This window comes from uncultured Bradyrhizobium sp. (assembly GCF_936943645.1).
In the GTDB taxonomy this organism is placed as follows: domain Bacteria; phylum Pseudomonadota; class Alphaproteobacteria; order Rhizobiales; family Xanthobacteraceae; genus Bradyrhizobium.
Genome location: NZ_CAKZJO010000014.1, coordinates 1 through 26,347, shown reverse-complemented (window position 1 = coordinate 26,347; position 26,347 = coordinate 1). Strand labels below are relative to the sequence as shown.

The following is a 26,347-nucleotide window of genomic DNA, read 5'->3' as shown; positions in this document are numbered from 1 at the left end:
GGCACCTCCGCGCTACCGTTGCTCCGCCTCGCGCTCCATGTCGCGGTTTGAGAGATCCTCGCCCTGCATGTTGGCGTAGTCGCGCGCCATCTCGCGCATCAGGAATTTCGCCGGGACGTCGTGATAGGTGCCGCGGTCGTTGACATATTGCATGTAGGCGCGGCCCTCGCCGTCGAAGGGATGCAACAGCGCGTCGCTGTGGCCGTCGAAATCGAGCGGCGCCACGCCCACCTTGGCGCAGAGCGTGTCGTTGAAGGTCGGCGTCGCCTTGCGCCAGGCGCCGTCGACATGCACCTCGGTGAAGCCGTGCCAGGTGAAGATGTCGGTGCCCATGCTGGCGCGCAGCTTCTCCGTGGTGAGGTGGTTCTTCACGTCGGCAAAGCCGACCCGGGCGGGAATGCCGTGGACGCGGCAGGCGGCGGCATAGAGCGCGGCCTTGCCGACGCAATAGCCTTGCCCCGCGGCGAGCACGCTCGAGGCGCGAAACGTCTCGGCGACGCGCATGCTGACATAGGGGTTGTAGCGGATGCCGTCGCGCACCGCCTTGTAGAGCACGCTCGCCTTCTCGCGCGCGTTCGCATCCGCGCGCACGGCGCCGTTCGCGAATTGCTGCACGGCTGGATGATCGCTGTCGATGTACTCGCCGGGATCGGTGTAGAGGCGGCGGATCGTGTCGGGAAGGATGTCGGTCATGCCTGGAGCTTAGCAGGCGATGGCCGAGGAACTCAAATCACTCACTGAGGATGCGCAGCTTCGAATTGCGTCGAGGCGCTGCCGCCAACTCACTGCCGGTTGCGCATCCAGTCCGCGAGGCCCGATATCGCCTTGTCCAGCTCCTGTCGCGCCGCGGGGTCGGCGATCGTCTCGTCCATCGCACCGCGCATGCACAGCATCCACGCGTCGCGCTCGGCATCGCCGATGGCAAAGCCCATATGGCGCTGCCGCAGCCGCGGATGGCCCTTCTCGGGCGTGTAAAGCCGCGGGCCGCCGGTCCATTCGGTGAGATAGCGCTTCAGCACGTCCGTGATCAGACCGAGATCGCCAGCATGCATCGCACGGATGATCTTCGCCTCCGGCAGCGTGTCCATGCGCTCATAGAAGCGATCGACCAGCGCGTCGATGGTGGCACTGCCGCCGATCCGCTCGAACATGGAGGTGGTGATTTCGGTGGAGGTCATGGGAGGTCTCAAGCTGGCTCTTGGGCTCGCATATAAGGGTGTTGTGGCGCTTCCACAAATTCCACTGTCGTCCCGGACAAGCGAGCGTCAGCGAGCGCTGATCCGGGACCCATAGCCACAGGGAGGTGTTTGGCGAAGACTCGTGGTTGCCATCTCGCGCCGCCACTCTTCCCTGTGGCTATGGGTCCCGGATCTGCGCTTGCGCTTGTCCGGGACGACAGCGGAAGGCTCGCCCTACAGCGCCACACTCCGCAGCCCGAAGCTACGGGCTTCGTTCTGCAGCACCGGGCGCACGGCATCGATCAGCCGCGCCGCCGCCGCATCGACGGAAAGCCCCGCGGTATCCACCACCGCCGTCGCGCGCGAATACAGCGGTTCGCGGCTGAGCAGGATGTTGCGCAGCTCGGCCATGGCGGAGCGGTCGTCGGCCATCGGACGCAGATCGCCCTGGCGGCGTACGCGGGCCATGTGCTCCTCCGGCTCGGCCTTCAGCCAGATCGTGTAGAACGAGTTCAGGATCTGGTCGAAGGTCAGCGGCTCCGAGACGATGCCGCCGCCGGTCGCCAGCACCATCAGCTCGTTGCGCGCGAGCAATTGCTGCAGCGCCGCCTGCTCCATGCGGCGAAAACCTTCCTGGCCGTACAGCGCGATGATCTCGGCGACCGAGAGGCCGTTCTGCTGCTCGACCTCCTTGTTGAGCTCGACGAAGCTCCAGCCGATCTTCTTCGCCAGCATCCGCCCGAGCGTCGACTTGCCGGCGCCGCGCAGCCCGATCAGCGCGATGCCGCAGAACGGCGCGCGCCGCGGTGCGTTGGCGCCGCCGCCGGCGAGCAGATCCTTGGCCTGCGCGATCTGGCTGGGGGTCGCCTTGCGCAAGAGGTCGCGAAACATCTGCCAGTCCGGCGTCGGCTCGACGCTCGGCAGCAGGTCTTCGAGATGCGCGCCCATTGCGTCGGAGACGCGCCGCAGCAGCACGATGGAGACGTTGCCCTTGCCGCTTTCGAGCTGCGCGATGTACCGCTCCGAAATCCCGGAGACCTTGGCGAGCACTTTGCGCGACATGCCGCGCAGCGCGCGCATGGTGCGCACGCGTTGGCCGAGCTGTTCGAGGAAGTGGGATTCGGCGTCGGGACTGTCGGTCATGAGCCTTCTTTACAGATGTCCTGCGGCGCGTTTTAATGAAACATAGTGCCTGCTGGCATTGACAGCAAGCCGCCGCGGTGTCTTTCTATGAATTATAATTCTAAATTCGGGGGAGAAGTCCGTGAGCGAGGGATCCTACAACGCGGTGACCTGGCTGCTCGACCGTAACGTCGAGCAGGGCCGCGGCAGCAAGCTGGCCTTCGACGACACCGTCTCGCGGCTCACCTATGGCGAGCTGCAGCGCGAGACCTGCCGCGCCGCGAACATGCTGCGCCGGCTCGGCGTCCGCCGCGAGGAGCGCGTGGCGATGATCATGCTGGATACGGTCGACTTCCCGGTCGTGTTTCTGGGCGCGATCCGCGCCGGCATCGTGCCGGTGCCGCTGAACACGCTGCTGACCGCGGACCAATACGCCTACATCCTCGCCGACTGCCGCGCCCGCGTGCTGTTCGTGTCCGAGGCGCTCTATCCTGTCATCAAGGACGTCGTCGGCCGCATGCCGGATCTCGAGCATGTCGTGGTGTCCGGCGCCAAGCAGAACGGGCACAAGCAGCTTGCAGAAGAGCTCGCCGGTGAGAGCGACCAGTTCACCACCGCCGCGACGCATCCGGACGAGCCGGCGTTCTGGCTCTATTCCTCCGGCTCGACCGGCATGCCGAAGGGCGTGCGCCACATCCACTCGAATCTGCAGGCGACTGCCGACACCTACGCGAGCCAAGTGCTCGGCATCCGCGAGAGCGATGTGTGCCTGTCCGCGGCAAAGCTGTTCTTCGCCTATGGCCTCGGCAATGCGCTGACCTTCCCGATGTCGGTCGGCGCCAGTGTGATCCTCAACAGCGAGCGTCCGACCCCGGCGCGCATGTTCGACCTGATGAACCGCTACAAGCCCTCGATCTTCTACGGCGTGCCGACCCTGTTCGCGGCCATGCTCAACGACGAGACCATGAAGGCTGAACGTGGTGGCGGGAATTTGCGCATCTGCACCTCCGCCGGCGAGGCGCTCCCCGAGTCCGTCGGCAACAGCTGGAAGGCGCGCTTCTGCGTCGACATTCTCGACGGCGTCGGCTCGACCGAGCTGTTGCACATCTTCCTGTCGAACGCGCCCGGCGACATCAAATACGGTTCATCAGGCAAGCCGGTGCCGGGCTATGCGGTGCGGCTCGTCAACGAGGCCGGGCAGGACGTCGCCGACGGCGAGGTCGGCGAGCTGCTGGTCGATGCGCCCTCGGCCGGCGAGGGCTACTGGAATCAGCGCCACAAGAGCCGCCGCACCTTCGAGGGGCCGTGGACGCGCACCGGCGATAAATATGTCCGCGACGGCGAAGGCCGCTACACCTTCTGCGGCCGCGCCGACGACATGTTCAAGGTGTCAGGCATCTGGGTCTCGCCGTTCGAGGTCGAGAGCGCGCTGATCACGCATCCCGCCGTGCTGGAAGCGGCCGTGGTGCCGGAAGCCGACCCGGAAGGCTTGCTGAAGCCGAAGGCATTTGTCGTGCTGCGCCCGGGTGCGACCACCACGGAGCTGCAGGAGATGCTCAAGGAGCACGTCAAGCAGAAGATCGGCCCGTGGAAATATCCGCGCTGGATCGACGTGGTGGATTCCTTGCCGAAGACGGCGACCGGCAAGATCCAGCGGTTCAAGCTGCGTGAGGGTGCGCATTGATGATGCGAACTGCACTTGCTTACCCTCCCCTGGAGGGGTCCGGGACGAGCTACGTTCGTCCCGGACCCCTCCAGGGGAGGGTGGGCATCTCGGCCCTGGCTAGGAATGGGACTTCGACCATGACCAATCTCACCCCCACCGGCTTCCTCGGCATCGGCGGCGCCAGCCTCGAATACAAATGGCTCGCGCCCGCATCGGCCGATGCTCCCACCATCGTGATGCTGCATGAAGGCCTCGGCTCGGTCGGCCTCTGGGGCGACATGCCGGAGAAGCTGCAGCAAGCGACCGGCGCCGGCATCTTCGCCTATTCGCGTGCGGGCTACGGCCAGTCGAGCAAGGTCGCATTGCCGCGGCCGCTGGACTACATGCAGCGCGAAGCGCTCGACGTGCTGCCGAAGATCCTCGATGCAATTCCGTTCAAGCGCGGCCTCTTGCTCGGCCATTCCGACGGCGCCTCGATCGCAACCATCTATGCCGGTTCACACCAGGATCATCGTTTGCAGGGCATCGCGCTGATCGCGCCGCATTTCATCGTCGAGGACGTCTCGGTGGCATCCATCGCCGAGATCAAGACGACCTTCGAGACCACCGACCTCAAGGCAAAGCTGGCGCGCTGGCACAAGGACGTCGACAACGCCTTCTACGGCTGGAACGGCGCCTGGCTCGATCCGAAATTCCGCGACTGGGACATCTCCGAATACCTCGCCTATATCCGCGTACCCGTCCTGATCCTGCAGGGCGAGAATGATCAATATGGGACATTGCGACAGGTCGAAATTGCCAGGGAAGAGTGCTACTGTCCGGTAGATTTTAAATTCATTTCAGAGGCGGGCCATTCCCCGCATCGTGAAGCGCCGGGGGCGACGCTTGACGCTATCGAGCAATTTGCAAGCGCGGCCCTGCGCGCCGATCAGGGACTTCAGATACACGCCGCATGAGCATGCGGAGGCACATCCATGAATGTGCCTTCACATGTGACCGGCCCATTGCCGTGGCCGCAATGGGCCTATGTGCCCGGCGAGGCCGGCGCGACTGAAGCCGATTCCGGGACGCTGGATATGGCCAAGGCGCTGGTGCCGTCCGCCTTTCGCGGCTACGTACCGGCGCGCCATCCGGCGCTGCGCTATGGCCTTGCGCTCAACGACCGCGGCTATTTCTGGGAGGCGCAGGAGGTGCTCGAGGCGGTGTGGGCGGCTGCGCCCCAGGGCGGCCGCGAGCGCATCCTGCTGCGCGCCTGCATCCACATCGCCAACGCGAATTTGCGGCTGCGCATGCAACGATCGCATTCGGCCGCGCGCCTGTTCGGCGACGCCCTGGCCGAGCTGAGGGCGCTGATCTCGCGCAAGGCGGTGGCGGCCGGCGACGGCTTCGTCGAAAGCTTTCCGGTCCCGGCTTTGGTCTTGCTGCTGCAGGCCAAGCTCGGCCGTCCCGAGCTCTCCAAGGCCGACTGGATCGCGCTCGGGGCGGTTGCGCGGTCCTAGTTTTCATGAAACAAAATGCATGTGGCGCCGGTTAAGGGCTAGACGCGCTCGAAAAGATGCACTATTGTGCATCTAACGCTACGGCGAAATGCATAATCAAGCTCAGGGATGACCCATGGCCGGGGAAGATCGGCGCCTCGCAGGCGGCGCGACATTCATCGATTTCCAGACCGAACCGTCCCGTTACAAGCACTGGAAGCTTGCGGTCGACGGCGACGTCGCGACGCTGACCATGGACGTCGACGAGAACGGCGGCCTGTTCGAGGGCTATCTGCTCAAGCTCAATTCCTACGATCTCGGCGTCGACATCGAGCTGGCGGATGCGGTCCAGCGCCTGCGCTTCGAGCATCCCGAGGTGAAGGTCGTTTTGATGCGCTCGGCCAAGAACCGCGTGTTCTGCGCCGGCGCCAACATCCGCATGCTCGCGGGCTCGACGCACGCCCACAAGGTCAATTTCTGCAAGTTCACCAACGAGACCCGCAACGGCATGGAAGACTCTTCGGAGAATTCCGGCCAGCGCTTCATCACGGTCGTGAACGGCTCGGCGGCCGGCGGGGGCTATGAGCTGGCGCTCGCGACCGACCACATCATCCTCGCCGACGACGGATCGTCTGCGGTGGCGCTGCCCGAAGTGCCGCTGCTGGCGGTGCTGCCCGGCACCGGCGGTCTCACCCGCGTCGTCGACAAGCGCAAGGTGCGCCGCGACCATGCCGATTTCTTCTGCACCATCGAAGAGGGCGTGAAGGGCAAGCGCGCCGTGCAGTGGCGCCTCGTCGACGAGATCGCGCCGAACTCCAAGCTGGAGGGCAAGATCGCCGAGCGCGCCAGGGAGTTCGCGGCGGCCTCGAAGCGCAAGGGCAGTGGCAAGGGCATCGCACTGACGCCGCTCAAGCGCGTCATCGATCAGAACAGCATCCGTTACGGCTTCGTCACCGTCGACATCGACCGCGCCGCCCGCATCGCCACAATCTCGATCAAGGCCCCTGAAGCTGCGCCGCCCGCCGATATCGACGGCATGATGGCGTTAGGGGCTGCGTTCTGGCCGCTGCAGGTCGCGCGCGAGCTCGACGATGCCATCCTGCATCTGCGCATCAACGAGCTCGAGATCGCCATGCTGGTGTTCAAGAGCCATGGCGACCGCGCCCTTGTGCTCGCGCATGACGCCTTCCTCGAAGCCAACAAGGCGCATTGGCTGGTCAACGAGATCAGGCATTACTGGAAGCGCGTGCTCAAGCGCATCGACGTCACCTCGCGCACGCTGGTGACGCTGGTCGAGCCCGGCTCCTGCTTCGCCGGCACGCTCGCCGAGCTCGTCTTCGCCGCGGACCGCTCCTACATGTTGATCGGTACGCGCCAGGGCGACAACCAGCCGCCGCCGGCGATCGAGCTCTCCGCCATGAATTTCGGCCCCTATCCGATGAGCCACGGCCTGACCCGGCTGCAATCGCGCTTCCAGGCCGACCCCTCCGATGTCGAGCGTGCGGAAGCCACCCTCGGCACCAGCCTCGACGCCGAGCAGGCCGAAGAGCTCGGCCTCGTCACCTTCGCCCTCGACGACATCGATTGGGACGACGAGGTCCGCGTGTTCCTGGAGGAGCGCGCCAGCTTCTCGCCCGACAGCCTCACCGGCATGGAAGCGAGCCTGCGCTTCGTCGGTCCCGAGACCATGGAATCAAAGATCTTCTCGCGCCTGACGGCCTGGCAGAACTGGATCTTCCAGCGCCCCAACGCCGTCGGCGAGGAAGGCGCACTGCGCCGCTACGGCAGCGGCCAGAAGCCGAAATTCGATATGACGCGGGTGTAACGACTTTCGTGTCCCGGGCGCGCTGCGGCATGCAATGCCGCTGCGCAGAACCGGGACCCAGACGGACCAGACAATAGGTCCCGGCTCAGCAGTGCAGCACTTCGCGCCGCACTGCGTCCGGGACACGAGACCGATCAAGGAGAGCACGGCCATGAACATGAACATCATGAACGTCGACTACTCGACCAAGATTCCGAACAACGTCAATCTCGCCGAAGACCGCCAGGTGCTCAAGGCGCTGGAGGGCTGGCATCCCGGCTACATGGACTGGTGGAGCGACATGGGCCCGGAGGGCTTCCAGGAATCGCTGGTGTACTTGCGCACCGCCTACTCCGTCGATCCGCGCGGCTGGGCCAAGTTCGACTACGTCCGCATGCCCGAATATCGCTGGGGCATTCTTCTCGCTCCGCAGGAAGAAAACCGCGTCGTTCCCTTCGGCGAGCATTATGGCGAGCCGGCCTGGCAGGAAGTCCCGGGCGAGCACCGCGCCATGCTGCGCCGCCTGATCGTGATCCAGGGCGACACCGAGCCGGCCTCGGTCGAGCAGCAGCGCCATCTCGGCAAGACCGCGCCCTCGCTCTACGACATGCGCAACCTGTTCCAGGTCAATGTCGAGGAAGGCCGCCACCTCTGGGCGATGGTCTACCTGCTGCAGAAATATTTCGGCCGCGACGGCCGCGAGGAAGCCGATGATTTGTTGCGCCGCCGCTCCGGCGACGCCGACGCGCCGCGCATGCTGGGCGCCTTCAACGAGGCGACGCCGGACTGGCTGTCCTTCTTCATGTTCACCTATTTCACCGACCGCGACGGCAAGATGCAGCTGCACTCGCTGGCGCAGTCGGGCTTCGATCCGCTGTCGCGCACCTGCCGCTTCATGCTGACCGAAGAAGCGCACCACATGTTCGTCGGCGAGACCGGCATCACCCGCGTCGTGCAGCGCACCTGCGATGCGATGAAGGCGGCCGGCATCACCGATCCCACCGACATCGCCAAGGTCCGCGCGCTCGGCGTGATCGATCTGCCGACCATCCAGAAGAAGCTGAACCTGCACTACACGCTGTCGCTCGACCTGTTCGGCTCGGAGGTCTCGACCAACGCCGCCAACGCCTTCAACGCCGGCATCAAGGGCCGCTATCACGAGACCCAGATCGAGGACGACCACCAGCTCAAGAACTCCACCTATCCGGTGCTCAAGCTGATCAACGGCGAGATCAAGCTGGTCGACGAGCCGGCGCTGACCGCGCTCAACATGCGCCTGCGCGACGATTACAGCCAGGACTGCGTCAAGGGCATGCTGCGCTGGAACAAGGTGATCACGACCGCGGGCTACGATTTCCAGCTCAAGCTGCCCAACGTCGCCTTCCATCGCCACATCGGCGAGTTCAAGGACGTGCATGCGACGCCCGAGGGCATCCTGATCGACAACGCCACCTGGGCCAGGCGCAAGGACGAGTGGCTGCCCTCGACCGCCGACGGCGACTTCATCACCTCGCTGATGCAGCCCGTCACCGAGCAAGGCAAGTTCGCCTCGTGGATCTCGCCGCCGAAGGTCGGCATCGACAACAAGCCCGGCGATTTCGAATACGTGAAGATCGAGTCGTAAGCGCGGCCTCATCCTCGACTGTCGTCCCGGACAAGCAAACGCCTGGCAACGCCAGGCGCTTGTGCAGATCGGGGACCCATAACCCCAGGGAGAGGTCGTGGCGCGAACAGGCAATCACGAGTCTTCGCCGAACTACTCCCTGTGATCATGGATCCCGGATCTGCGCGCGCTTGCGGCGCGCTTGTCCGGGACGACAGCGGAGTGTGCGGTGAGGGCGGAGCGTAAGCAGCCCCCGCCTACCCCGCAATCTCCAGTCCGGCATTCGCATAGACCACGCCGCCGTCGACGGCGATGGTGTTGCCGACCACGTAATCGCCCGCGCGCGAGGCGAGATAGATCGCAACGCCCGCCATGTCCTCGTCGCTGCCGATCCGCCGCGCCGGGATGCGCTTGGCGACCTCGTCCGCGTGGTCGCGCGCGGCGCGGTTCATGTCGGATTTGAACGCGCCCGGCGCGATCGCGGTGACGTTGATGTTGTCCTTGATCAGCTTGGTCGCCATGCGCCGCGTCAGATGGATCACGGCGGCCTTGCTGGCGGCGTAGGAATAGGTCTCGCTGGGATTGACGAAGATGCCGTCGACCGAGGCGATGTTGATCACCTTCGCCGGCCGTTCTGCGCTCGCGGCCGCGCGCAGCGGCTTCGCCAGCGCCTTGGTCAGGAAGAACAGCGACTTCACGTTGAGGTCCATCACCTTGTCCCAGCCGCTTTCGGGGAATTCGTCGAACTCCGCGCCCCAGGCCGCGCCCGCATTGTTGACGAGGATGTCGAGCTTCGGCTCCAGCTTGATGATCTCGGACGCGAGCCTGTCGCAGCCTTCGATGGTGGAGATGTCGATCGGCAGCGCGATGCACGCGCCGCCATACTGCGCGCTGAGCTCCTTGGCGGTGGCCTCGCACGGTCCGGCCTTGCGTGCGGTGATGTAGACCTTCGCCGCCCCGGCGCTGAGAAATCCCGCCGCGATCATCTTGCCGATGCCGCGCGAGCCGCCGGTCACCAGCGCGACGCGGCCGTTGAGCGAAAACATATCCTTGAACATGGTGCCTCCCTTGGTTGGCGCTGTTTTGGGCGGGGAGGACAGGGGAGTCAAGGAAGGGTGGGATCAGATGGGAGTTGGGCGCGATAAAGGTTCGGCAAACTCGATGTCGTCCCGGACAAGCGTCAGCGCAGATCCGGGACCCGTAGCCACAGGGAGTGCTTTGGCGAGGAGTGGTCGTTCGGGATTGGCCGCGCATACCAATCGAAAGATCACGCGGTATGGGTCCCGGATCTGCGCGCGCTTGGGGCGCGCTTGTCCGGGACGACAGCGGCGCCTACGCCGCCGCGATCCGGCGAAAGCCGTTCCACATCGCGGTCGCCGCGCCCGAGGTCAGCACCGGCAGAATTCTTGCGTCCTGATAATTGCCGTTGAGCGAGACGCGCGGCAGTGCCGTCATGTGGTCGGCATTCTCGGCGAACAGCATGCCCGGCCGCGTCGTCACGGCGGTCTTGAAGCCGGCCGTCGCGGCGAGGCCGAATTCGCGCGTGCCGGCGGCCTCGCGGTCGCCATAGGGATAGGCGAGATGCAGCACGGGGCGCTCCAGCGCCTGCTCGATCCGCGCGCGGCTCATCCCCAGCTCCTGCGCGGCGACGTCTTCCGCCAGCTTGGCGAGATTGCAATGGCTGACGCTATGCGCGCCGATCGTCACCAGCGGATCGGCGGCAAAGCTCTTCAACTCGTCCCAGGACAGACAGAGGCCGCGGCACAGCGCGACCATGTCGACGTCATATCTCGTGCAGAGCGCCTCGATCTCGCGCGCCAGATCGTGCTCGCCCGGCAGCGCGCGCAGCCAGTCGTGCAGGCGGTCGTAGGCGGCCTGCTTGGCCGCGGGCGTCGTCGCATCGAGCCGCAGCGCGGAGTGGCCGATCGTGACGTCGATCTGCTCGGCCTTGGCGATCACGGCCTCCAGCGCCGCCCACCATATCCGTCCGGTGCCCTCGGCAAAGTCGCTCGCGACATAGACCGTCAGCGGTGCGTCGAATTCGCGCAACACCGGCAGCGCGTGATCCAGATTGTCGCGATAGCCGTCGTCGAAGGTGAAGGCGGCGAAGCGGCGCTCGAACCGGCCCTGCACCAGCCGCTCATGCAGCTCGTCCATGGTGACGATGTCGATGTCGCGCGAGCGCAAATGGCACAGCGTCTCGCGCAGGAATTCGGGGGTGACTTCGAGGTGCCGGTTCGGCTGGAACGCGGCCTCGCGGGCCGGCCGGACGTGGTGCAGCATGAAAATGGCGCCGACGCCCGACAGAAGCGGGCGCAGCAGGTGGTGTGCGCCGCTGAAATAGAGTGCTCCCAGCCCGGCGCGGATGACGTTGTTACGCAGTTGTTTCATGACCGGCTGGCGGACTTTGGCATTCCGCCTTCAACTTACGGAAGAACCCTTGAAGAAAAAGTTATCCCGATTGTCCAGCCGGTGCCTTCGGAAGGGCGCCATTTCCGGTTTGACAGCCTGCCAAGGGTTTGTTTTGTCTCCGGTTCCAGAGTTCGGGTCGTCGAATGCAGAAGCTTTTCAGGTGGGCCAGCAAATGGTGGCCGGGGTTAGTTCCCCTGGCCGTCATGTGGGGATTTGCGGCCTGGAATAATACCTTACCGGTCGAGGCCGACCTGTCGGCCCGCAGCTCGGCCGCGCTGAAGGGGACCGTCCTGGACAAGACCCGGATCACGGTGGACGGCCGCGACGTCAGCCTGGTTGCGGACGCCTTCTCCGAGGAAGGCCGCCGCGACGCCGTGACGGCGGTCGAGACCGTCCCCGGCGTGCGCCTGGTCGACGACCGGACCCGCCTTGTTCCCGAGGCCAAACCCTTCGTCTGGAACGCCGAGCGCGACGTGGTGCGGGTGACCCTGTCGGGCTCCGCGCCGCTGCCGTCGATCAAGGGGCGACTGACCGAGGCGGCCCGCAAGGAGGTCGGCGGCGTCGAGGTGGCCGACCAGATGGGCCTGGCACGCGGCGCACCGCCGCGGTTCGAGGCCGCCGCGATGCTGCTGCTCGACCAGATCGGCAAGCTCAAGGACGGCAAGATCACGATCACGGACACCAAGGTCAATCTGTCGGGCATGGCGCGCGACCTCGGCGGCCGCGAGGCGATCGTGGCGGCGCTGAAGAACCTGCCGGAGGGCTTCTCGATCGCTGCCAACGACGTCAAGGCGCCGCCCTACATCTTCCAGGCCTACAAGGATCCGGTCGCCGCGACCGTGACGCTGACCGGCTATGTCCCCGACAACACCATCCACGCGGCGATCGCCACCAGCGCGTCGCGAAAATTCTTCACCGAGAAGGTCGTCGACAATCTCAAGGCCAGCATCGGCGCGCCCGGCTCCTTCAGCACGGCCGTGATCGCAGCGCTCGGCGCGCTGTCGCGGCTGTCGACCGGCACGCTCGTCGTCTCCGACCGCGAGGTGAAGCTGTCGGGCGATGCGCTCTATGAAGGTGCCGCCAACGACATCCGCGCCGGGCTCGGCAAGGACTTCCCGAAGAACTGGCAATACAAGCCGGAGATCACCGTGAAGCCCGCGGCGGGGCCGGTCGACGGCACCGTGTGCCAGCAATTGTTCACCGACCTCCTGGCCAAGGGCAAGATCCGCTTCGCGGCCAAGCGCGCCGACATCGATCCGGATTCCGCCGCCATTCTCGATCATCTGATCGAGACGGCGCTGCGCTGCCCCAATACCAATGTCGAGGTGGCCGGGCATACCGATGCCGACGGCGAGGGCGGCTTCAACCAGGCACTCTCGGAGAAGCGCGCACAGGCCGTGATCGATTATCTGGTCAAGGCAGGGCTGCCCGCCAGCCGCTTCACCGCGGTCGGCCATGGCAGCACGCAGCCGGTCGCCGGCAACGACACCGACGAAGGCAAGGCGCAGAACCGCCGCATCGAATTTCTGGTGAGGTGACGATGCCCTATCTGCTCTCGTTTCATATGGGCTGGCTGATCGGCTCGGTGCTGCTCGGCTTCTGCATGGGCTGGATCTCGGTGGTCCAGCGCGGCAACGGCACCTCGAAGGTGACCGCGCGCTGGCTCGCCGCGCTTGCCGCGGCCCTGGTCGCGGCCTCGTTCGCCCATGTCGTCCCCGGCCGCTTCGGCTACTGGCTCGATCTCGGCCTCGTCATGTTCGCCTGCTACCTCGTCGGCTGCACCATCGGGGCCTGGCTGCGCGACCGGGTGGTCGCGCGCACCGCACCGCCAGCCCCTCTGTGACGTTGCTCCGCACCCGCCCCCTCGGTCGGGAGCGTGGCGGAGCCGCCGCGGCCTTTCGGCACACCGGAAAATCCGTGAACAACAGCGTCGGCCGTCCCCTCTTTCAACAGGCGGCCGCCGCCCATAGATTGACGTCGGCTTAAGGCGTGACGGAACATTGTGCGGCCGAAATCATCAAAACTTCATGGCGCCTGCGCAGGATCGCCAGGGAGATTCGCCTCAAGCCTTGCCGCTAGAGGCGCCAAACCGTGCATCAGGAGCCCATAACCCTGCCTAAAATATTGAAGGCACGTGTTTTTGTTCGAATTGGCGAATTCCACTTCGCCCGAAAACGCGCTAGTGGAGGGGCAGGGGGCATGCGCGATGCCGGAGCCGGCGGCGAGGGGTCGTCGTGTGCCTGTGCGCCGTCCCGTCCGCCGGCCGTTCTGGCCGCTGAAGCGTTGTTCGAGGTCTAGATGCTGGAAGCCATACGCAGGACGACGTCGTTTCTGCGCGAGAAGCAAATCCTGCATAAGCTTGGCGTTGTGATCAGCGTCGCGGTCATCGGCATCGCTTGCTATGTGCTCTACCACATGCTGCGAGGCATCGATTTCAACGAGGTCCTCGAAGCGATCAAGAGCACCGAGCCGAGCCAGATCGCGATGGCGGCGCTGTTCGTCGCCGCGGGCTATTTCACGCTGACCTTCTACGATTTGTTCGCCACGCGCGCGATCGGCCATGCCCATGTGCCCTATCGCATCAACGCGCTTGCGGCCTTCACCTCCTATTCGATCGGCCACAATGTCGGTGCATCCGTCTTCACCGGCGGCGCGGTGCGCTACCGCATCTATTCGGCCTACGGCCTGAACGCGATCGACGTTGCAAAGATCTGCTTCCTCGCCGGCCTGACGTTCTGGCTCGGCAATGCCGCCGTGCTCGGCCTCGGCATTTCCTATCATCCGGAGGCGGCCGCCTCGATCGACCAGCTTCCGCCGTGGCTGAACCGCACGCTGGCGCTGATGATCATTGTCGGGCTGGTCGGCTACGTGGTCTGGGTCTGGACCCAGCCGCGCGTGGTCGGCCGCGGGCCCTGGACCGTGGTGCTGCCGGGCGGCCCGCTAACGCTGCTCCAGATCGCGATCGGCATCATCGATCTCGGCTTCTGTGCGCTCGCGATGTACGTGCTGGTCCCGGACGAGCCCAATCTCGGTTTCGTGGTGGTCGCGGTGATCTTCGTCTCGGCGACGCTGCTCGGCTTCGCCAGCCATTCGCCCGGCGGGCTCGGGGTGTTCGACGCCGCCATGCTGGTCGGCCTCTGGCAGATGGACCGCGAGGAGCTGCTCGGCGGCATGCTGCTGTTCCGCGTCCTCTATTATCTCTCCCCTTTCGTCATCTCTGTAATCTTGCTGACGTTTCGCGAAGTTATCATCGGCGCACGATCGAAGCGCCTGCAGCAGGCGGCGCTCAAGCTCGACCCAGGTCCGGCGCCTGAAGCCGCTTATGTGAGAGAGCGCAGCGACGGCGCCAAATCTTAAGGTAAGCCCTCCAGGAGAAGTCCGCCCGATGGCGATCGACGCCCCTTCTTCTCCCGCCGCTCAGCCCTGGTCCGACCGGCTGCGGCATTCGACCATCATCCTGATCGCCGCGGCGCTGGCGCTGTCCGTCGTCGTCTCGCTCGGCGAAATGTCGGCGCTGCATGCAATTGCCGTGTTCCTCTGCATTGCGGCGGCGGCACTGATCCCCTGGCGCCTGCACGATGCCGCGGCCTCCCGCGAGGACGTCAGGCGCATCAACCCGGTCGAGAGCGCGGCGGTGGCCGCGGTCGTCGCCGGCATGCCGGATCCGGCGGTGCTGCTCGACCGCGCCGGCCGCGTCATCCACCTCAATGCCGCCGCAGCCCAGCTTGCGCCGGCACTGCGCCGGAACGAGCTTGCCCAGTTCGCGCTGCGCTCGCCGGAGATCATCACGGCGCTGCGCGAGTCGATCGCGACCACCGAGCCGCGGCGCGCGACCTATCTCGACCACGTCCCGGTCGATCGCTGGATGGAGCTCATGATCACGCCGGTGCCGGTGCCGACCAGCTTCGGCGGCGCCGACAAATGCATGCTGATGACCTTCCACGACCAGACGCCGCTGCGCCGGGTCGAGGAGATGCGCGCCGACTTCGTCGCCAATGCCAGCCACGAGCTGCGCACGCCGCTGGCCGCGCTGTCGGGTTTCATCGACACGCTGCAGGGCCAAGCCAAGGACGATCCCAAGGCGCGCGAGCGCTTCCTCGGCATCATGCACAACCAGGCCACCCGCATGGCGCGCCTGATCGACGATCTGCTGTCGCTGTCGCGGGTCGAGCTGTCGGCCCATGTCCGGCCCGACACCCTGGTCGACCTGCTGCCGATCATCCGCCAGGTCGCCGACGGGCTGGAGCCGCTGGCGCGCGAGCGGCAGGTCGAGGTCGAGATCCATCTGCCCGAAGGGCCGGTGATGATCGCCGGCGACCGCGAGGAGCTGCTCCGCCTGTTCGAGAATTTGATCGAGAACGCGCTCAAATACGGCGCCTCGGGCGGACGCGTCATCGTGTCGCTGACCTCGGCCGCAGCCACTGATGGAACTCAGGAAATCCGGATCATGGTGCGCGATTTCGGCCCCGGCATCGCGCCCGAGCACCTGCCGCGGCTCACGGAGCGGTTCTACCGGGTGGACGTCGGCGACAGCCGCTCGCAGGGCGGAACCGGGCTCGGATTATCGCTGGTGAAACATATTCTTAACCGCCATCGCGGCCGGCTTTTGATCGAAAGCGTGCCCAAGCAGGGTGCGACTTTCACCGCCTGCTTTCCCCAGGCTAAGACTTTAGTTTAGGCTAAAAACACAAGCGATTTCAGTCGCTTGATGGTGTCATCCGACTGTCACGAAACCTTCGTAAAAGCACAGCCGACCGCTCTTAAAGGGGGCGGCGCGGGGAGCGCGATCGGGCGCGGATGGCGCTTCGCTCCCCCCAATGGAGACCAGCATGAATTTCCTCAAGACGATCGTCGCTGCCGGCATGGTCGCCGCTTCGACGACGGCAGCCTTTGCTGCCGACATCACCGGCGCCGGCGCGACGTTCCCGTTCCCGATCTATTCGAAGTGGGCTGACGCCTACAAAAAGGAGACCAGCAACGGTCTGAACTACCAGTCGATCGGTTCCGGCGGCGGCATCAAGCAGATCCAGGCCAAGACCGTGACCTTCGGCGCGACCGACATGCCGCTCAAGGCCGAGCAGCTCGAGAAGGACGGGCTTGCGCAGTGGCCGATGGTGATGGGTGCCATCGTTGCCGTCGTCAATCTCGAAGGCGTGAAGCCGGGCGAGATGGTGTTCGACGGCGAGACGCTGGCCAACGTCTATCTCGGCAAGATCACCAAGTGGGATGATCCGGCCATCAAGAAGCTCAATCCGAACGTGAAGCTGCCGTCGGAGGCGATCACCGTCGTCCGCCGCTCGGACGGTTCGGGCACCACCTTCAACTTCACCAACTATCTGTCCAAGGCCAGCGCGGACTGGAAGAGCAAGGTCGGTGAGGGCACCGCGGTCGAGTGGCCGGTCGGCGTCGGCGCCAAGGGCAACGAAGGCGTTTCGGGCAACATCAGCCAGACCAAGAACTCGATCGGCTACGTCGAGTATGCCTATGCCAAGCAGAACAAGCTGACCTACACCGGTCTCGTCAACAAGGCCGGCAAGACCGTGCAGCCGACCGTCGAAGCCTTCCAGGCGGCCGCCTCCAACGCCGACTGGGCCAAGGCGCCCGGCTATTACGTCATCCTGACCGACCAGCCCGGCGAGAAGTCCTGGCCGATCACGGCGGCGACCTTCATCCTGATGCACAAGGCCGCGACCGACAAGGCCGCCTCGCAGGAAGCCATCAAGTTCTTCCGCTGGGCCTTCAAGAACGGCGGCAAGGCGGCTGAAGAGCTCGACTACATCCCGATGCCGGACAGCGTCGTCCAGCAGATCGAGAAGACCTGGGCTGCCGAGATCAAGAGCTGAGCAAGGTCTCGTGTCCCGGACGCGGTGCGGCATGAAATGCCGCTCCGCAGAGCCGGGACCCACAAGAGCTGGGCCCCGGCTCTGCGTCGCAGCACTTCGCGCTGCGCCGCATCCGGGGCACGGCACCAAAAACACCAAGAACAAGCGTATATATAACGGGTACAGGGGATCGGCGTGGCAGAGATGGCCGTTCAGAGCGACGTAATCGACGACGCCGGACCGTATGACCGCGCCAAGGCCTTGAGCGCGTTCAAGCTCGGTGACGTCACCTTTTACTGGATCACGCGGTTGTCCGCGATCTCGGTGCTGCTGATCCTCGGCGGCATCATCATCTCCCTGATCGTCGGCGCGTTCCCGGCGATCAAGGAATACGGCCTCTCCTTCCTGTGGACGCAGCGATGGGCGCCGTCGGCAGATCCGCCCGTGCTCGGCGCGCTCGGCCCGATGTACGGCACGCTCGTCACCTCCTTCATCGCGATGCTGATCGCCATTCCGGTCGGTCTCGGCATTGCGATCTTCCTCACCGAGCTCTGCCCGCAATGGCTGCGCCGCCCGATCGGCATGGCGGTCGAGCTGCTCGCCGGCATTCCCTCCATCATCTACGGCATGTGGGGCTTCTTCGTGCTCGGCCCGTTCCTGGCCAACACCTTCCAGCCCTTCATGATCAGGATCTTCGACGGCGTGCCCGTGCTGGGCGCGATCTTCGCAGGCCCCCCGTCCTATCTCAGCCTGTTCAACGCCGCGCTGATCCTCGCCATCATGGTGCTGCCCTTCATCACCTCGATCTCGGTCGACGTGTTCAAGACGGTGCCGCCGGTGCTGAAGGAAGCCGCCTACGGCGTCGGCTGCACCACCTGGGAAGTCGTCCGCAGCGTGGTGATCCCCTACACCCGCGTCGGCATCATCGGCGGGGTCATGCTGGCGCTGGGCCGCGCGCTCGGCGAGACCATGGCGGTGACCTTCATCATCGGCAATTCGTTCCGGATCTCGTCGTCGATCTTCGCCCCGGGCACCACGATCTCGGCGGCGATCGCCTCCGAGTTCGCCGAGAGCGACGGCCTGCACCAGTCCGGGCTGATCCTGCTCGGCCTCCTGCTGTTCGTGCTGACGTTCTTCGTGCTCGCGGCCGCGCGGCTGATGCTGCTGCGCCTGGAAAAGAAGGCGGGGAAGTGACATGAACCCGATCTATTCACGCCGCCGCCGCAAGGACATCGTGGTCCGAGGGCTCTGTATTGCCGCCGCAGCGTTCGGCGTCACCTGGCTCGCGCTGATCCTGATCACGCTGCTCTACAACGGCGTCGCGGGGCTCAATCTCCAGCTCTTCACCGAGAACACGCCGCCGCCCGGCTCGACCGAAGGCGGCCTGCTCAACGCCATCGTCGGCTCGCTGATCATGACCGTGCTCGGCGTCGGCATCGGCGCGCCGCTCGGCCTGTTCGCCGGCACCTATCTCGCCGAGTACGGCCGCAACGACCGCCTGACCTCGGTGATCCGCTTCATCAACGACATCCTGCTCTCGGCGCCCTCGATCATCATCGGCCTGTTCATCTATGGCGCGGTGGTGGTGCCGATGCGCGGCTTCTCGGCAATCGCGGGCGCGCTCGCGCTCGCCGTCATCGTCATCCCGGTGGTGCTGCGCACCACCGAGGACATGCTGCTGCTGGTGCCGAACGCGCTGCGCGAGGCGGCAAGCGCGCTCGGCCTGCCGCGCTCGCTGGTGATCAAGCGCATCGCCTACCGTGCGGCCCGGTCGGGCCTCATCACCGGCGTTCTGTTGGCCACCGCCCGCGTCGCCGGCGAGACGGCGCCGCTGCTCTTCACCGCGCTGTCGAACCAGTTCTTCAGCCTCGGCCTGAACAAGACGATGGCGAACCTGCCCGTCACCATCAACAATTTCGTGCAGAGCCCCTACGCCTATTGGAAGCAGCTCGCCTGGAGCGGCGCGCTGCTGATCACGCTCACCGTGCTTGCCCTGAACATTGGCGCCCGCATCCTCGGCGCCGAGAGGACTGCAAAATGACCGATTTGTCCGTATCCATGAGTTCCAACGCTCACCTCGCCTCGCACCCGTTGCCGGAGGCGCCGGCCAAGGTGACGGTGCGCAACCTCAATTTCTATTACGGCGAGCACCACGCGCTGAAGAACATCAATCTGACGCTCGGCACCAATCGCGTCACCGCGTTCATCGGCCCGTCCGGTTGCGGCAAGTCCACGCTGCTGCGCATCTTCAACCGGATGTACGACCTCTATCCGGGCCAGCGCGTCACCGGCCAGCTGATGCTGGACCAGACCAACATCCTCGACCCCAAGCTCGACCTCAATCTGCTGCGCGCCCGGGTCGGCATGGTGTTCCAGAAGCCGACGCCGTTCCCGATGACGATCTACGAGAACATCGCCTTCGGCATCCGCCTCTACGAGAAGATCTCGAAGTCCGAGATGGACGACCGCGTCGAGAAGGCGCTGCGCGGCGGCGCGCTGTGGAACGAGGTCAAGGACAAGCTCAACGCCTCCGGCCTGTCGCTCTCCGGCGGCCAGCAGCAGCGCCTGTGCATCGCCCGCACCGTGGCGGTTCGGCCCGAGGTGATCCTGTTCGACGAGCCCTGCTCGGCGCTCGATCCGATCTCGACCGCCAAGGTCGAGGAGCTGATCCAGGAACTGTCGGAGAACTACACGATCGCGATCGTCACCCACAACATGCAGCAGGCGGCCCGCGTCTCCGACAAGACCGCCTTCATGTATCTCGGTGAGCTGATCGAGTTCGACGACACCAGCAAGATCTTCACGTCGCCGACCGACCGGCGCACGCAGGACTACATTACCGGCCGGTTCGGCTGAGGAGACGCAATATGGGTACTGAACATACCGCAAAGGCCTTCGACACCGACCTCCAGGAGCTCACCCGCCTGGTCGCCGAGATGGGCGGCATCGCCGAGCGCATGATCGTCGATTCCGTCGATGCGCTGATCCGCCGCGACGTCGCGCTCGGCCAGCGCGTCGTCACCATCGACGCCGATCTCGACGCGCTGCAGCGGCGCATCGAGGAGCGCGCCGTGCTCACCATCGCCCGCCGCCAGCCGATGGCCGTCGACCTGCGCGAGATCGTCGGTGCCATGCGCGTTGCGACCGACCTCGAGCGGATCGGCGACCTCGCCAAGAACATGGGCAAGCGCGTCGCCGCGCTGGAGACCGATTTCCATCCGCTCAAGCTGTTCCGCGGCCTCGAGCACATGACCGACCTCGTGCAGCAGCAGGTCAAGAGCGTGCTGGACGCCTATGCCGCGCACGATCTGCCGGCGGCGATGGCGGTGTGGAAGGGCGACGAGGAGGTCGATGCGATCTGCACCTCGCTGTTCCGCGAGCTCCTCACCTACATGATGGAGGATCCGCGCAACATCTCGTTCTGCATCCATCTGATGTTCTGCGCCAAGAACATCGAGCGCATCGGCGACCACGCCACCAACATCGCCGAGACCGTGTTCTACATGATCGAGGGCCAGGCGATCACCGACAAGCGGCCGAAGGGCGACATGACGACGTTCGCCACGACGATCCCGAATACCTGAAGACCTAAGGAGCGACGACACCATGGGCGCACGCATTATGGTGGTTGAGGACGAGGAAGCTCTCACCGAGCTTCTCCGCTACAACCTCGAAGGCGACGGCTATGACGTCGAGACGGTGATGCGCGGCGACGACGCCGACACCCGCCTCAAGGAACACATCCCCGATCTGATCGTGCTCGACTGGATGCTGCCGGGGCTGTCAGGCATCGAGCTGTGCCGGCGCCTGCGTACCCGGCCCGAGACCAAGCAGCTGCCGATCATCATGCTCACCGCGCGCGGCGAGGAGAGCGAGCGGGTGCGCGGCCTTGCGACCGGCGCCGACGATTACATCGTCAAGCCGTTCTCGGTGCCGGAGCTTCTGGCGCGCGTGAAGGGCCTGCTCAGGCGCGCCAGCCCCGAGCGGCTCGCCACCGTGCTCGCCTTTGGCGACATCGAGCTCGACCGCGACAAGCGCCGCGTGGCGCGTTCCGGCCGGCCGATCGATCTCGGCCCGACCGAATATCGCCTCCTGGAGTTCTTCCTGGAGCATCCCGGCCGCGTGTTCTCGCGTGAGCAGCTGCTCGACAGCGTCTGGGGCCGCGACATCTACATCGACGAGCGCACCGTGGACGTGCATATTGGCCGTCTGCGCAAGCTGCTCAATCTCGGCCGCGAGCAGGATCCCATCCGCACCGTCCGCGGCGCCGGCTACGCGCTGGATGATCGCTTCGCGAAGGCCGAGACGACGTAAGCTGGTTTAGCGAGCTATTGCGACACTCTCAGTGTCGTCCCGGACAAGCGTCAGCGCAGATCCGGGACCCATAACCACAGGGTGTGATTGTCTTGCGAAAAGGTAACTCCGAGTCCCCGTAACCACGCCTTGCGGTGGTTATGGGTCCCGGATCTGCGCACGCTTTTGGCGCGCTTGTCCGGGACGACATCGGATGTCTTGAGCCGTCATCGTGTGACGGCTGCCGTCCTTGCATTCAGCGAAATCCGCGATCTCAGCGCGGGCCCGGCTTGGCCGGCGCACGCCGGCGATCCGCCGCCGGCTGATACGCCACGCGCGAGTGCTGGGCGCAGTAGGGCAGGCCCGAGAGCGCCTTGCCGCCGCAGAAGAAGAAATCCGGGCTCGATGGATCGCCGACCGGCCAGTGGCAGGTCGCCTCGTTCAATTCGAGCAGCGACAGCCGCTGGCTCATCGGCACCACGTTGTCGTAGGTAACGGGCTCGGCCTCGACCTCGACCTCGAAAGCCTGCGCCAGCGCGGTGTTGCCGCGCGCGATCGGGCGGGTCACCCGCATCATGTGCTGCGCGGGACGCGCCTTGCGCGGCCGCGGCGCTGCCGATGAAGGGCTCTTGGCGCGGCCGGACAGACCGAGCCTGTGCACTTTGCCGATCACGGCATTGCGGGTCACATTGCCGAGCTCAGCCGCGATCTGGCTGGCCGACAATCCGGCCTCCCAGAGCTTTTTCAGCTGCTCGACGCGATCGTCGGACCAGGTCAAAACCGTCATTGCACCCTTTCCCTCGCCACGCGGCTGCCGTCCTGGCGCCCTTGCGGCGAATGCCTAAGCCTCGAAAAACCCGTGCCGCCAGAATCCCTTAAGGCTCGCCGGGCGCTTGACTGCCGCCCGAACGTTTACGCCGGTACATGAGGACTCTTGGGATCAGAACCGCTGCACGAGATGTCGTATCTGACAGTCCAAACGCTACAATATGGCGTGACTCACGCGCAAGAGTCCGCCGACTCGCTTCCACATGTTCCGTGGTGAAAAACCCGCAAAATCGCCACCGCAAGACTACGGAATCAGCGTTTCCTGAGGCTTTCCGGGTGGCATTGACACCCGTTTCACCAGGCCTAAGATGCTCCCGCGTGCCGCCCTTAAAAGGCGGCACGTTTCGTTTTCCGGGCCGGTCAATGGTGCGTTGCGCAATGCAACCATCACACCGTCCGCAACATTCAAGTGGCCGTCATGACTAACAGCGCAGCCCCGCATTTGCTCCCCGTTTTTGCCAGGGCCGATCTCGGTTTTGAGCGCGGCGAAGGCTGCTGGCTGATCGCGACCAATGGCGACCGCTATCTCGACTTCACCTCGGGCGTTGCCGTGAACGCGCTCGGCCATTGCCATCCGCATCTGATCAAGGCGCTGCAGGAGCAGGCGACCAAGCTCTGGCACATGTCGAACCTGTTCCAGAGCCCGGACGGCGAAAAGCTCGCGAGCCGCCTGTGCAACGAGAGCTTTGCGGACTTCGTGTTCTTCTGCAATTCCGGCGCCGAGGCGCTGGAGGGCGTGATCAAGCTGGTCCGCCATCATCATTTCTCCAAGGGCCATCCGGAGCGCTATCGCCTCATCACCTTCGAAGGCGCCTTCCACGGCCGCACGCTGGCAACGCTCGCCGCGACCGGCTCTGCAAAATATCTCGAAGGTTTCGGCCCGCCGATGGACGGCTTCGACCAGGTGCAGCATGGCGACATCGAGGCGGTGAAGAAGGCGATCGGTCCGAACACTGCCGGCATCCTGATCGAGCCGATCCAGGGCGAGGGCGGCGTGCGCTCGGCGCCGCCGACCTTCCTGAAGGCTTTGCGCCAGCTCTGCGACGAGAAGGGCCTGCTGCTCGCCTTCGACGAGGTGCAGACCGGCATGGGCCGCGCCGGCGATCTGTTCGCCTATCGGCGCACCGGCGTCACGCCCGACGTGATGTCGCTGGCGAAGGCACTCGGCGGCGGCTTTCCGATCGGTGCTGTGCTGGCGACCGCGGACGCGGCCGCCGGCATGGGCCCCGGCTCGCACGGCTCCACCTTCGGCGGCAATCCGCTGGCGATCTCGGCGGCCAATGCGGTGCTCGACGTCATGCTCAAGCCCGGCTTCTTCGACCACGTGCAGAAGATGTCGCTGCTGCTCAAGCAGAAGCTCGCCTCCGTGATCGACCGGCACCCCGACATCGTCAGCGAGGTGCGCGGCGAGGGCCTGCTGATCGGCATCAAGGCCGTGGTGCCCTCCGGCGATCTCGTCGCCGCCTTGCGCAACGAAAAGCTGCTCACGGTCGGGGCCGGCGACAATGTCGTGCGCTTCCTGCCGCCTTTGATCGTCACCGAAGCCGAGATCGAGGACAGCGTCAGCAGGCTGGAGCGCGCCTGCACCGCGATCTCCTCCAGTCAGACCAAGCGGGCGGCAAGCTGATGAGCAAGTCTCCCACCAAGGCACCGAAGCACTTCCTCGACATCAACGAGCTGCCGTTGTCGGAGCTCAAGCGCATGCTCGCGGCCTCCTCCGCCATGAAGGCGAAGCAGAAGGCGCATCAGCCGGTGCGGCCGCTCGAAGGCAAGACGCTGGCGATGATCTTCGAGCGTCCCTCGACCCGCACCCGCGTCTCGTTCGACGTCGCCATGCGCCAGCTCGGCGGCGAGCCCATCATGCTCACCGGCGCCGAGATGCAGCTCGGCCGCGGCGAGACCATCGCCGACACCGCACGCGTTCTCTCGCGCTATGTCGATGCCATCATGATCCGCATCCTCAATCACGACGCGCTGCTCGAGCTTGCGGAATACGCGACGGTGCCCGTCATCAACGGCCTGACGCGGCGTTCGCATCCGTGCCAGGTGATGGCCGACCTCATGACCTATGAGGAGCATCGCGGCTCGATCGAGGGCAAGACGGTGGCCTGGACCGGCGACGACAACAACGTGCTGGCGTCCTGGGCGCATGCCGCCGAGCGCTTCAAATTCCAGCTCAACGTCGCCACCCCTCCCGAGCTCGCGCCGAAAAAGGCGATGCGCGACTGGGTCAAGGCGACGGGCGCGCCGATCATGCTCGGCACCGATCCGGAAGCCGCCGTGCGCGGCGCCGATTGCGTCGTCACCGACACCTGGGTGTCGATGGGCGACAAGGAAGGCGAGCACCGCCACAACGTGCTCAAGCCCTACCAGGTCAACAGCAAGCTGATGTCGCTCGCCAAGCCCGACGCGCTGTTCATGCACTGTCTCCCCGCCCATCGCGGCGAGGAGGTCACCGACGAGGTGATCGACGGCCCGCAGTCGGTCGTGTTCGACGAGGCCGAAAACCGCCTGCACGCGCAGAAGGGCATTCTGGCCTGGTGTTTTGACGCGGTGAAGTAGGCCGAGCTGGAAGCCCGGCGGCCGCCTCACACACTCCGCTGTCGTCCCGGACAAGCGCGCCTCAAGCGCGCGCAGATCCGGGACCCATAACCACAGGGTCGAGTTTGGCGACGACTCGGAGTTGTCATCCCGTGCTACGATGCAATCCTGTGGTTATGGATCCCGGGTTCGCGCTATCGCGCGCCCAGGGACGACACTGAGTTTGAGACTGCTTGGTACAATCCCAGTCGCATCCGGAGCACCCCACACCACCGCCCGCGCCCCTTCCATTCCGTCCCCTCCGACCCCAGATAACGCCCCATGGTTTCCCAATCCCCTGACATGAAAACCGGGTCCGAAGGCCCGGTTCGTGCGCCATCCGCGGTTCCGATCGACGATGCCGTGCTGCCCTACGAGGTCGACGCGCTCGACGTGCGCGGGCGCCTGGTGCGCCTTGGCCCTGCGCTCGACGACATCCTGACCAAGCACGATTACCCGGCGCCGGTCGGCAAGCTGCTCGGCGAGGCCATCGTGCTGACGACGCTGCTCGGCTCGGCGCTGAAATTCGAGGGCCGCTTCATCCTGCAGGCCCAGACCGACGGTCCGGTGTCGTTCCTGGTGGTGGACTACCAGGCGCCGGATCGCCTGCGTGCCTATGCGCGCTTCGATGCCGCACGCCTCGGCGATACCAGGGATTCCGGCACGCTGCTGGGCCGCGGCCATCTCGCCATGACCATCGACCAGGGGCCCGACATGAGCCGCTACCAGGGCCTGGTCGCGCTCGACGGCGGCAGCCTGGAAGACGCCGCCCACGAATATTTCCTGCGCTCCGAGCAGATCCCGACCAAGGTGCGTCTGGCGGTCGGCGAGGAATGGCGCTCCAATGACGGCGGCAAGCATCGCTGGCGCGCCGGCGGCATGCTGATGCAGTTTCTGCCCAAGGCGCCGGAGCGCGCGCGGCAGGCGGACCTGCATCCCGGCGACGCGCCCGAAGGTGCCGAAGTGCACGCTGTCGCGGAGGACGATGCCTGGGTCGAGGCGCGCTCGCTGATCGAGACCGTCGAGGACGTCGAGCTGATCGATCCCGAGCTCTCCGGCGAGCGGCTGCTGTTCCGCCTGTTCCACGAGCGCGGCGTGCGTGTGTTCAATCCGCTGGCCCTGAAGGCGCAATGCTCCTGCTCGCGCGACGCGGTCGCCTCGATGCTCAAGAGCTTCTCGCCGGACGATCGCGCCGCCATGGTGAAGGACGACAAGGTCGTGGTGACTTGCGAGTTCTGCTCGTCGGTCTACCAGTTCACCCCGCACGAGGCGGGCGTGGAAGACGCGTGAGCGAGCTCTCGTAGGGTGGGCAAAGGCGCAAAGCGCCGTGCCCACGATCTGCGTGTGACTGGTGAGGATGCGTGGGCACGTCGCGCAAGCGCGCGCCTTTGCCCACCCTACGGCACCACCCCTGTGGTCGCGCTCTGTCAATCCATCCGCCCGAAAATATTTCGCTTTACCGAAATTCGGTTTTGGCGTATGTGTTTCCCATCCCGGCTCTACCTTGAGGGGCGATCTCGTCGTCGTCTTGATCGCGAGCCGGGCTTGCGGTGGACGCGGC

General features: G+C 65.5%; 24 protein-coding genes. 18 read left to right on the top strand and 6 right to left on the bottom strand.

Features of this window, described 5'->3' with window-relative positions; genetic code table 11:
• Positions 1-12: 12 nt before the first annotated feature.
• From Q0743_RS01640 to Q0743_RS01630, 3 genes are all read right to left on the bottom strand, one after another.
• A complete protein-coding gene (locus tag Q0743_RS01640; protein WP_298239853.1) occupies positions 13-693 on the bottom strand; it encodes a transglutaminase family protein in 681 nt (226 codons plus the stop codon).
• An 89-nt stretch (positions 694-782) separates the two neighbouring features.
• Positions 783-1,178, bottom strand: a complete 396-nt coding sequence (locus Q0743_RS01635) for a group II truncated hemoglobin (RefSeq protein ID WP_298239852.1) — start codon at positions 1,176-1,178, stop codon at positions 783-785.
• Positions 1,179-1,412: 234 nt separating this feature from the next.
• On the bottom strand, positions 1,413-2,321 hold the full coding sequence (locus Q0743_RS01630; RefSeq protein ID WP_298239851.1) for a helix-turn-helix transcriptional regulator: 909 nt from the start codon (positions 2,319-2,321) through the stop codon (positions 1,413-1,415).
• A 121-nt stretch (positions 2,322-2,442) separates the two neighbouring features.
• Here Q0743_RS01630 and Q0743_RS01625 point away from each other — a divergent pair, with 121 nt between their 5' ends.
• The 5 genes from Q0743_RS01625 (at position 2,443) to boxB (ending at position 8,872) form a co-directional block, all read left to right on the top strand.
• Positions 2,443-3,984: a benzoate-CoA ligase family protein gene (locus tag Q0743_RS01625; RefSeq protein ID WP_298239850.1), complete on the top strand. Its 1,542-nt coding sequence runs from the start codon at positions 2,443-2,445 to the stop codon at positions 3,982-3,984.
• A gap of 119 nt (positions 3,985-4,103) precedes the next feature.
• Complete coding sequence (locus Q0743_RS01620) at positions 4,104-4,922, top strand: alpha/beta hydrolase (protein WP_298239849.1); 819 nt, start codon at positions 4,104-4,106, stop codon at positions 4,920-4,922.
• Between the two features lie 18 nt (positions 4,923-4,940).
• On the top strand, positions 4,941-5,465 hold the full coding sequence (locus tag Q0743_RS01615; protein ID WP_298239848.1) for a DUF309 domain-containing protein: 525 nt from the start codon (positions 4,941-4,943) through the stop codon (positions 5,463-5,465).
• A 115-nt stretch (positions 5,466-5,580) separates the two neighbouring features.
• Positions 5,581-7,269, top strand: a complete 1,689-nt coding sequence (gene boxC, locus Q0743_RS01610) for a 2,3-epoxybenzoyl-CoA dihydrolase (protein WP_298239847.1) — start codon at positions 5,581-5,583, stop codon at positions 7,267-7,269.
• Positions 7,270-7,420: 151 nt separating this feature from the next.
• Positions 7,421-8,872 (top strand): benzoyl-CoA 2,3-epoxidase subunit BoxB, encoded by a 1,452-nt coding sequence (boxB, locus tag Q0743_RS01605; RefSeq protein ID WP_298239846.1) that lies wholly within the window; start codon positions 7,421-7,423, stop codon positions 8,870-8,872.
• Positions 8,873-9,108: 236 nt separating this feature from the next.
• Here boxB and Q0743_RS01600 read toward each other — a convergent pair whose 3' ends face one another.
• Both Q0743_RS01600 and Q0743_RS01595 read right to left on the bottom strand, forming a co-directional pair.
• A complete protein-coding gene (locus Q0743_RS01600; RefSeq protein ID WP_298239845.1) occupies positions 9,109-9,909 on the bottom strand; it encodes an SDR family NAD(P)-dependent oxidoreductase in 801 nt (266 codons plus the stop codon).
• 274 nt (positions 9,910-10,183) lie between these two features.
• Positions 10,184-11,242 carry a polysaccharide deacetylase family protein gene (locus Q0743_RS01595; RefSeq protein ID WP_298239844.1) on the bottom strand — a complete coding sequence of 353 codons (1,059 nt, stop codon included), beginning with the start codon at positions 11,240-11,242 and terminating at the stop codon, positions 10,184-10,186.
• 164 nt (positions 11,243-11,406) lie between these two features.
• On the opposite strand from Q0743_RS01595, the gene Q0743_RS01590 reads away from it, so the two are divergent.
• The 10 genes from Q0743_RS01590 (at position 11,407) to phoB (ending at position 21,399) form a co-directional block, all read left to right on the top strand.
• Complete coding sequence (locus Q0743_RS01590) at positions 11,407-12,801, top strand: OmpA family protein (RefSeq protein ID WP_298239843.1); 1,395 nt, start codon at positions 11,407-11,409, stop codon at positions 12,799-12,801.
• A gap of 2 nt (positions 12,802-12,803) precedes the next feature.
• Complete coding sequence (locus Q0743_RS01585; RefSeq protein WP_298239842.1) at positions 12,804-13,106, top strand: hypothetical protein; 303 nt, start codon at positions 12,804-12,806, stop codon at positions 13,104-13,106.
• Positions 13,107-13,561: 455 nt separating this feature from the next.
• A complete protein-coding gene (locus Q0743_RS01580) occupies positions 13,562-14,620 on the top strand; it encodes a lysylphosphatidylglycerol synthase domain-containing protein (RefSeq protein ID WP_298239841.1) in 1,059 nt (352 codons plus the stop codon).
• 28 nt (positions 14,621-14,648) lie between these two features.
• Positions 14,649-15,941: an ATP-binding protein gene (locus Q0743_RS01575; protein WP_298239840.1), complete on the top strand. Its 1,293-nt coding sequence runs from the start codon at positions 14,649-14,651 to the stop codon at positions 15,939-15,941.
• Positions 15,942-16,092: 151 nt separating this feature from the next.
• Positions 16,093-17,106, top strand: a complete 1,014-nt coding sequence (pstS, locus tag Q0743_RS01570; protein ID WP_298239839.1) for a phosphate ABC transporter substrate-binding protein PstS — start codon at positions 16,093-16,095, stop codon at positions 17,104-17,106.
• A 183-nt stretch (positions 17,107-17,289) separates the two neighbouring features.
• Positions 17,290-18,279 carry a phosphate ABC transporter permease subunit PstC gene (gene pstC, locus Q0743_RS01565; protein WP_298239879.1) on the top strand — a complete coding sequence of 330 codons (990 nt, stop codon included), beginning with the start codon at positions 17,290-17,292 and terminating at the stop codon, positions 18,277-18,279.
• Position 18,280: 1 nt separating this feature from the next.
• Entirely contained in the window at positions 18,281-19,126 is an 846-nt protein-coding gene (pstA, locus tag Q0743_RS01560) for a phosphate ABC transporter permease PstA (RefSeq protein WP_298239838.1), read from the top strand.
• Positions 19,123-19,941: a phosphate ABC transporter ATP-binding protein PstB gene (gene pstB / locus Q0743_RS01555; RefSeq protein ID WP_298239837.1), complete on the top strand. Its 819-nt coding sequence runs from the start codon at positions 19,123-19,125 to the stop codon at positions 19,939-19,941. Before pstA ends, pstB begins: the two co-directional genes overlap by 4 nt.
• 11 nt (positions 19,942-19,952) lie before the next feature.
• Entirely contained in the window at positions 19,953-20,669 is a 717-nt protein-coding gene (gene phoU, locus Q0743_RS01550) for a phosphate signaling complex protein PhoU (protein WP_298239836.1), read from the top strand.
• 22 nt (positions 20,670-20,691) lie between these two features.
• Positions 20,692-21,399: a phosphate regulon transcriptional regulator PhoB gene (phoB, locus tag Q0743_RS01545; protein ID WP_298239835.1), complete on the top strand. Its 708-nt coding sequence runs from the start codon at positions 20,692-20,694 to the stop codon at positions 21,397-21,399.
• A 253-nt stretch (positions 21,400-21,652) separates the two neighbouring features.
• Here the strand turns inward: phoB and Q0743_RS01540 are convergent, their stop codons facing one another.
• Entirely contained in the window at positions 21,653-22,165 is a 513-nt protein-coding gene (locus Q0743_RS01540) for a GcrA family cell cycle regulator (protein WP_014491301.1), read from the bottom strand.
• Between the two features lie 459 nt (positions 22,166-22,624).
• Between Q0743_RS01540 and Q0743_RS01535 the strand changes: the two genes are divergently transcribed.
• The 3 genes from Q0743_RS01535 (at position 22,625) to Q0743_RS01525 (ending at position 26,076) form a co-directional block, all read left to right on the top strand.
• Positions 22,625-23,833, top strand: coding sequence for an aspartate aminotransferase family protein (locus Q0743_RS01535; protein ID WP_298239834.1), 1,209 nt, complete (start codon positions 22,625-22,627; stop codon positions 23,831-23,833).
• Positions 23,833-24,768 carry an ornithine carbamoyltransferase gene (gene argF / locus Q0743_RS01530; RefSeq protein ID WP_298239833.1) on the top strand — a complete coding sequence of 312 codons (936 nt, stop codon included), beginning with the start codon at positions 23,833-23,835 and terminating at the stop codon, positions 24,766-24,768. The genes Q0743_RS01535 and argF overlap by 1 nt, the downstream gene beginning before the upstream one ends.
• A 300-nt stretch (positions 24,769-25,068) precedes the next feature.
• The gene (locus Q0743_RS01525) at positions 25,069-26,076 is read left to right on the top strand and encodes an Hsp33 family molecular chaperone (protein WP_298239832.1); all 1,008 of its coding nucleotides are present in this window, start codon (positions 25,069-25,071) and stop codon (positions 26,074-26,076) included.
• Positions 26,077-26,347: the final 271 nt, after the last annotated feature.

Coding starts and splice junctions, on each gene's coding strand:
- Q0743_RS01640 (WP_298239853.1), bottom strand. CDS start 693: ATGACCGACATCCTTCCCGACACGATCCGCCGCCTCTACACCGATCCC.
- Q0743_RS01635 (WP_298239852.1), bottom strand. CDS start 1,178: ATGACCTCCACCGAAATCACCACCTCCATGTTCGAGCGGATCGGCGGC.
- Q0743_RS01630 (WP_298239851.1), bottom strand. CDS start 2,321: ATGACCGACAGTCCCGACGCCGAATCCCACTTCCTCGAACAGCTCGGC.
- Q0743_RS01620 (WP_298239849.1), top strand. CDS start 4,104: ATGACCAATCTCACCCCCACCGGCTTCCTCGGCATCGGCGGCGCCAGC.
- Q0743_RS01615 (WP_298239848.1), top strand. CDS start 4,941: ATGAATGTGCCTTCACATGTGACCGGCCCATTGCCGTGGCCGCAATGG.
- boxC (WP_298239847.1), top strand. CDS start 5,581: ATGGCCGGGGAAGATCGGCGCCTCGCAGGCGGCGCGACATTCATCGAT.
- boxB (WP_298239846.1), top strand. CDS start 7,421: ATGAACATGAACATCATGAACGTCGACTACTCGACCAAGATTCCGAAC.
- Q0743_RS01600 (WP_298239845.1), bottom strand. CDS start 9,909: ATGTTCAAGGATATGTTTTCGCTCAACGGCCGCGTCGCGCTGGTGACC.
- Q0743_RS01595 (WP_298239844.1), bottom strand. CDS start 11,242: ATGAAACAACTGCGTAACAACGTCATCCGCGCCGGGCTGGGAGCACTC.
- Q0743_RS01590 (WP_298239843.1), top strand. CDS start 11,407: ATGCAGAAGCTTTTCAGGTGGGCCAGCAAATGGTGGCCGGGGTTAGTT.
- Q0743_RS01585 (WP_298239842.1), top strand. CDS start 12,804: ATGCCCTATCTGCTCTCGTTTCATATGGGCTGGCTGATCGGCTCGGTG.
- Q0743_RS01580 (WP_298239841.1), top strand. CDS start 13,562: ATGCTGGAAGCCATACGCAGGACGACGTCGTTTCTGCGCGAGAAGCAA.
- Q0743_RS01575 (WP_298239840.1), top strand. CDS start 14,649: ATGGCGATCGACGCCCCTTCTTCTCCCGCCGCTCAGCCCTGGTCCGAC.
- pstS (WP_298239839.1), top strand. CDS start 16,093: ATGAATTTCCTCAAGACGATCGTCGCTGCCGGCATGGTCGCCGCTTCG.
- pstC (WP_298239879.1), top strand. CDS start 17,290: ATGGCCGTTCAGAGCGACGTAATCGACGACGCCGGACCGTATGACCGC.
- pstA (WP_298239838.1), top strand. CDS start 18,281: ATGAACCCGATCTATTCACGCCGCCGCCGCAAGGACATCGTGGTCCGA.
- pstB (WP_298239837.1), top strand. CDS start 19,123: ATGACCGATTTGTCCGTATCCATGAGTTCCAACGCTCACCTCGCCTCG.
- phoU (WP_298239836.1), top strand. CDS start 19,953: ATGGGTACTGAACATACCGCAAAGGCCTTCGACACCGACCTCCAGGAG.
- phoB (WP_298239835.1), top strand. CDS start 20,692: ATGGGCGCACGCATTATGGTGGTTGAGGACGAGGAAGCTCTCACCGAG.
- Q0743_RS01540 (WP_014491301.1), bottom strand. CDS start 22,165: ATGACGGTTTTGACCTGGTCCGACGATCGCGTCGAGCAGCTGAAAAAG.
- Q0743_RS01535 (WP_298239834.1), top strand. CDS start 22,625: ATGACTAACAGCGCAGCCCCGCATTTGCTCCCCGTTTTTGCCAGGGCC.
- argF (WP_298239833.1), top strand. CDS start 23,833: ATGAGCAAGTCTCCCACCAAGGCACCGAAGCACTTCCTCGACATCAAC.
- Q0743_RS01525 (WP_298239832.1), top strand. CDS start 25,069: ATGGTTTCCCAATCCCCTGACATGAAAACCGGGTCCGAAGGCCCGGTT.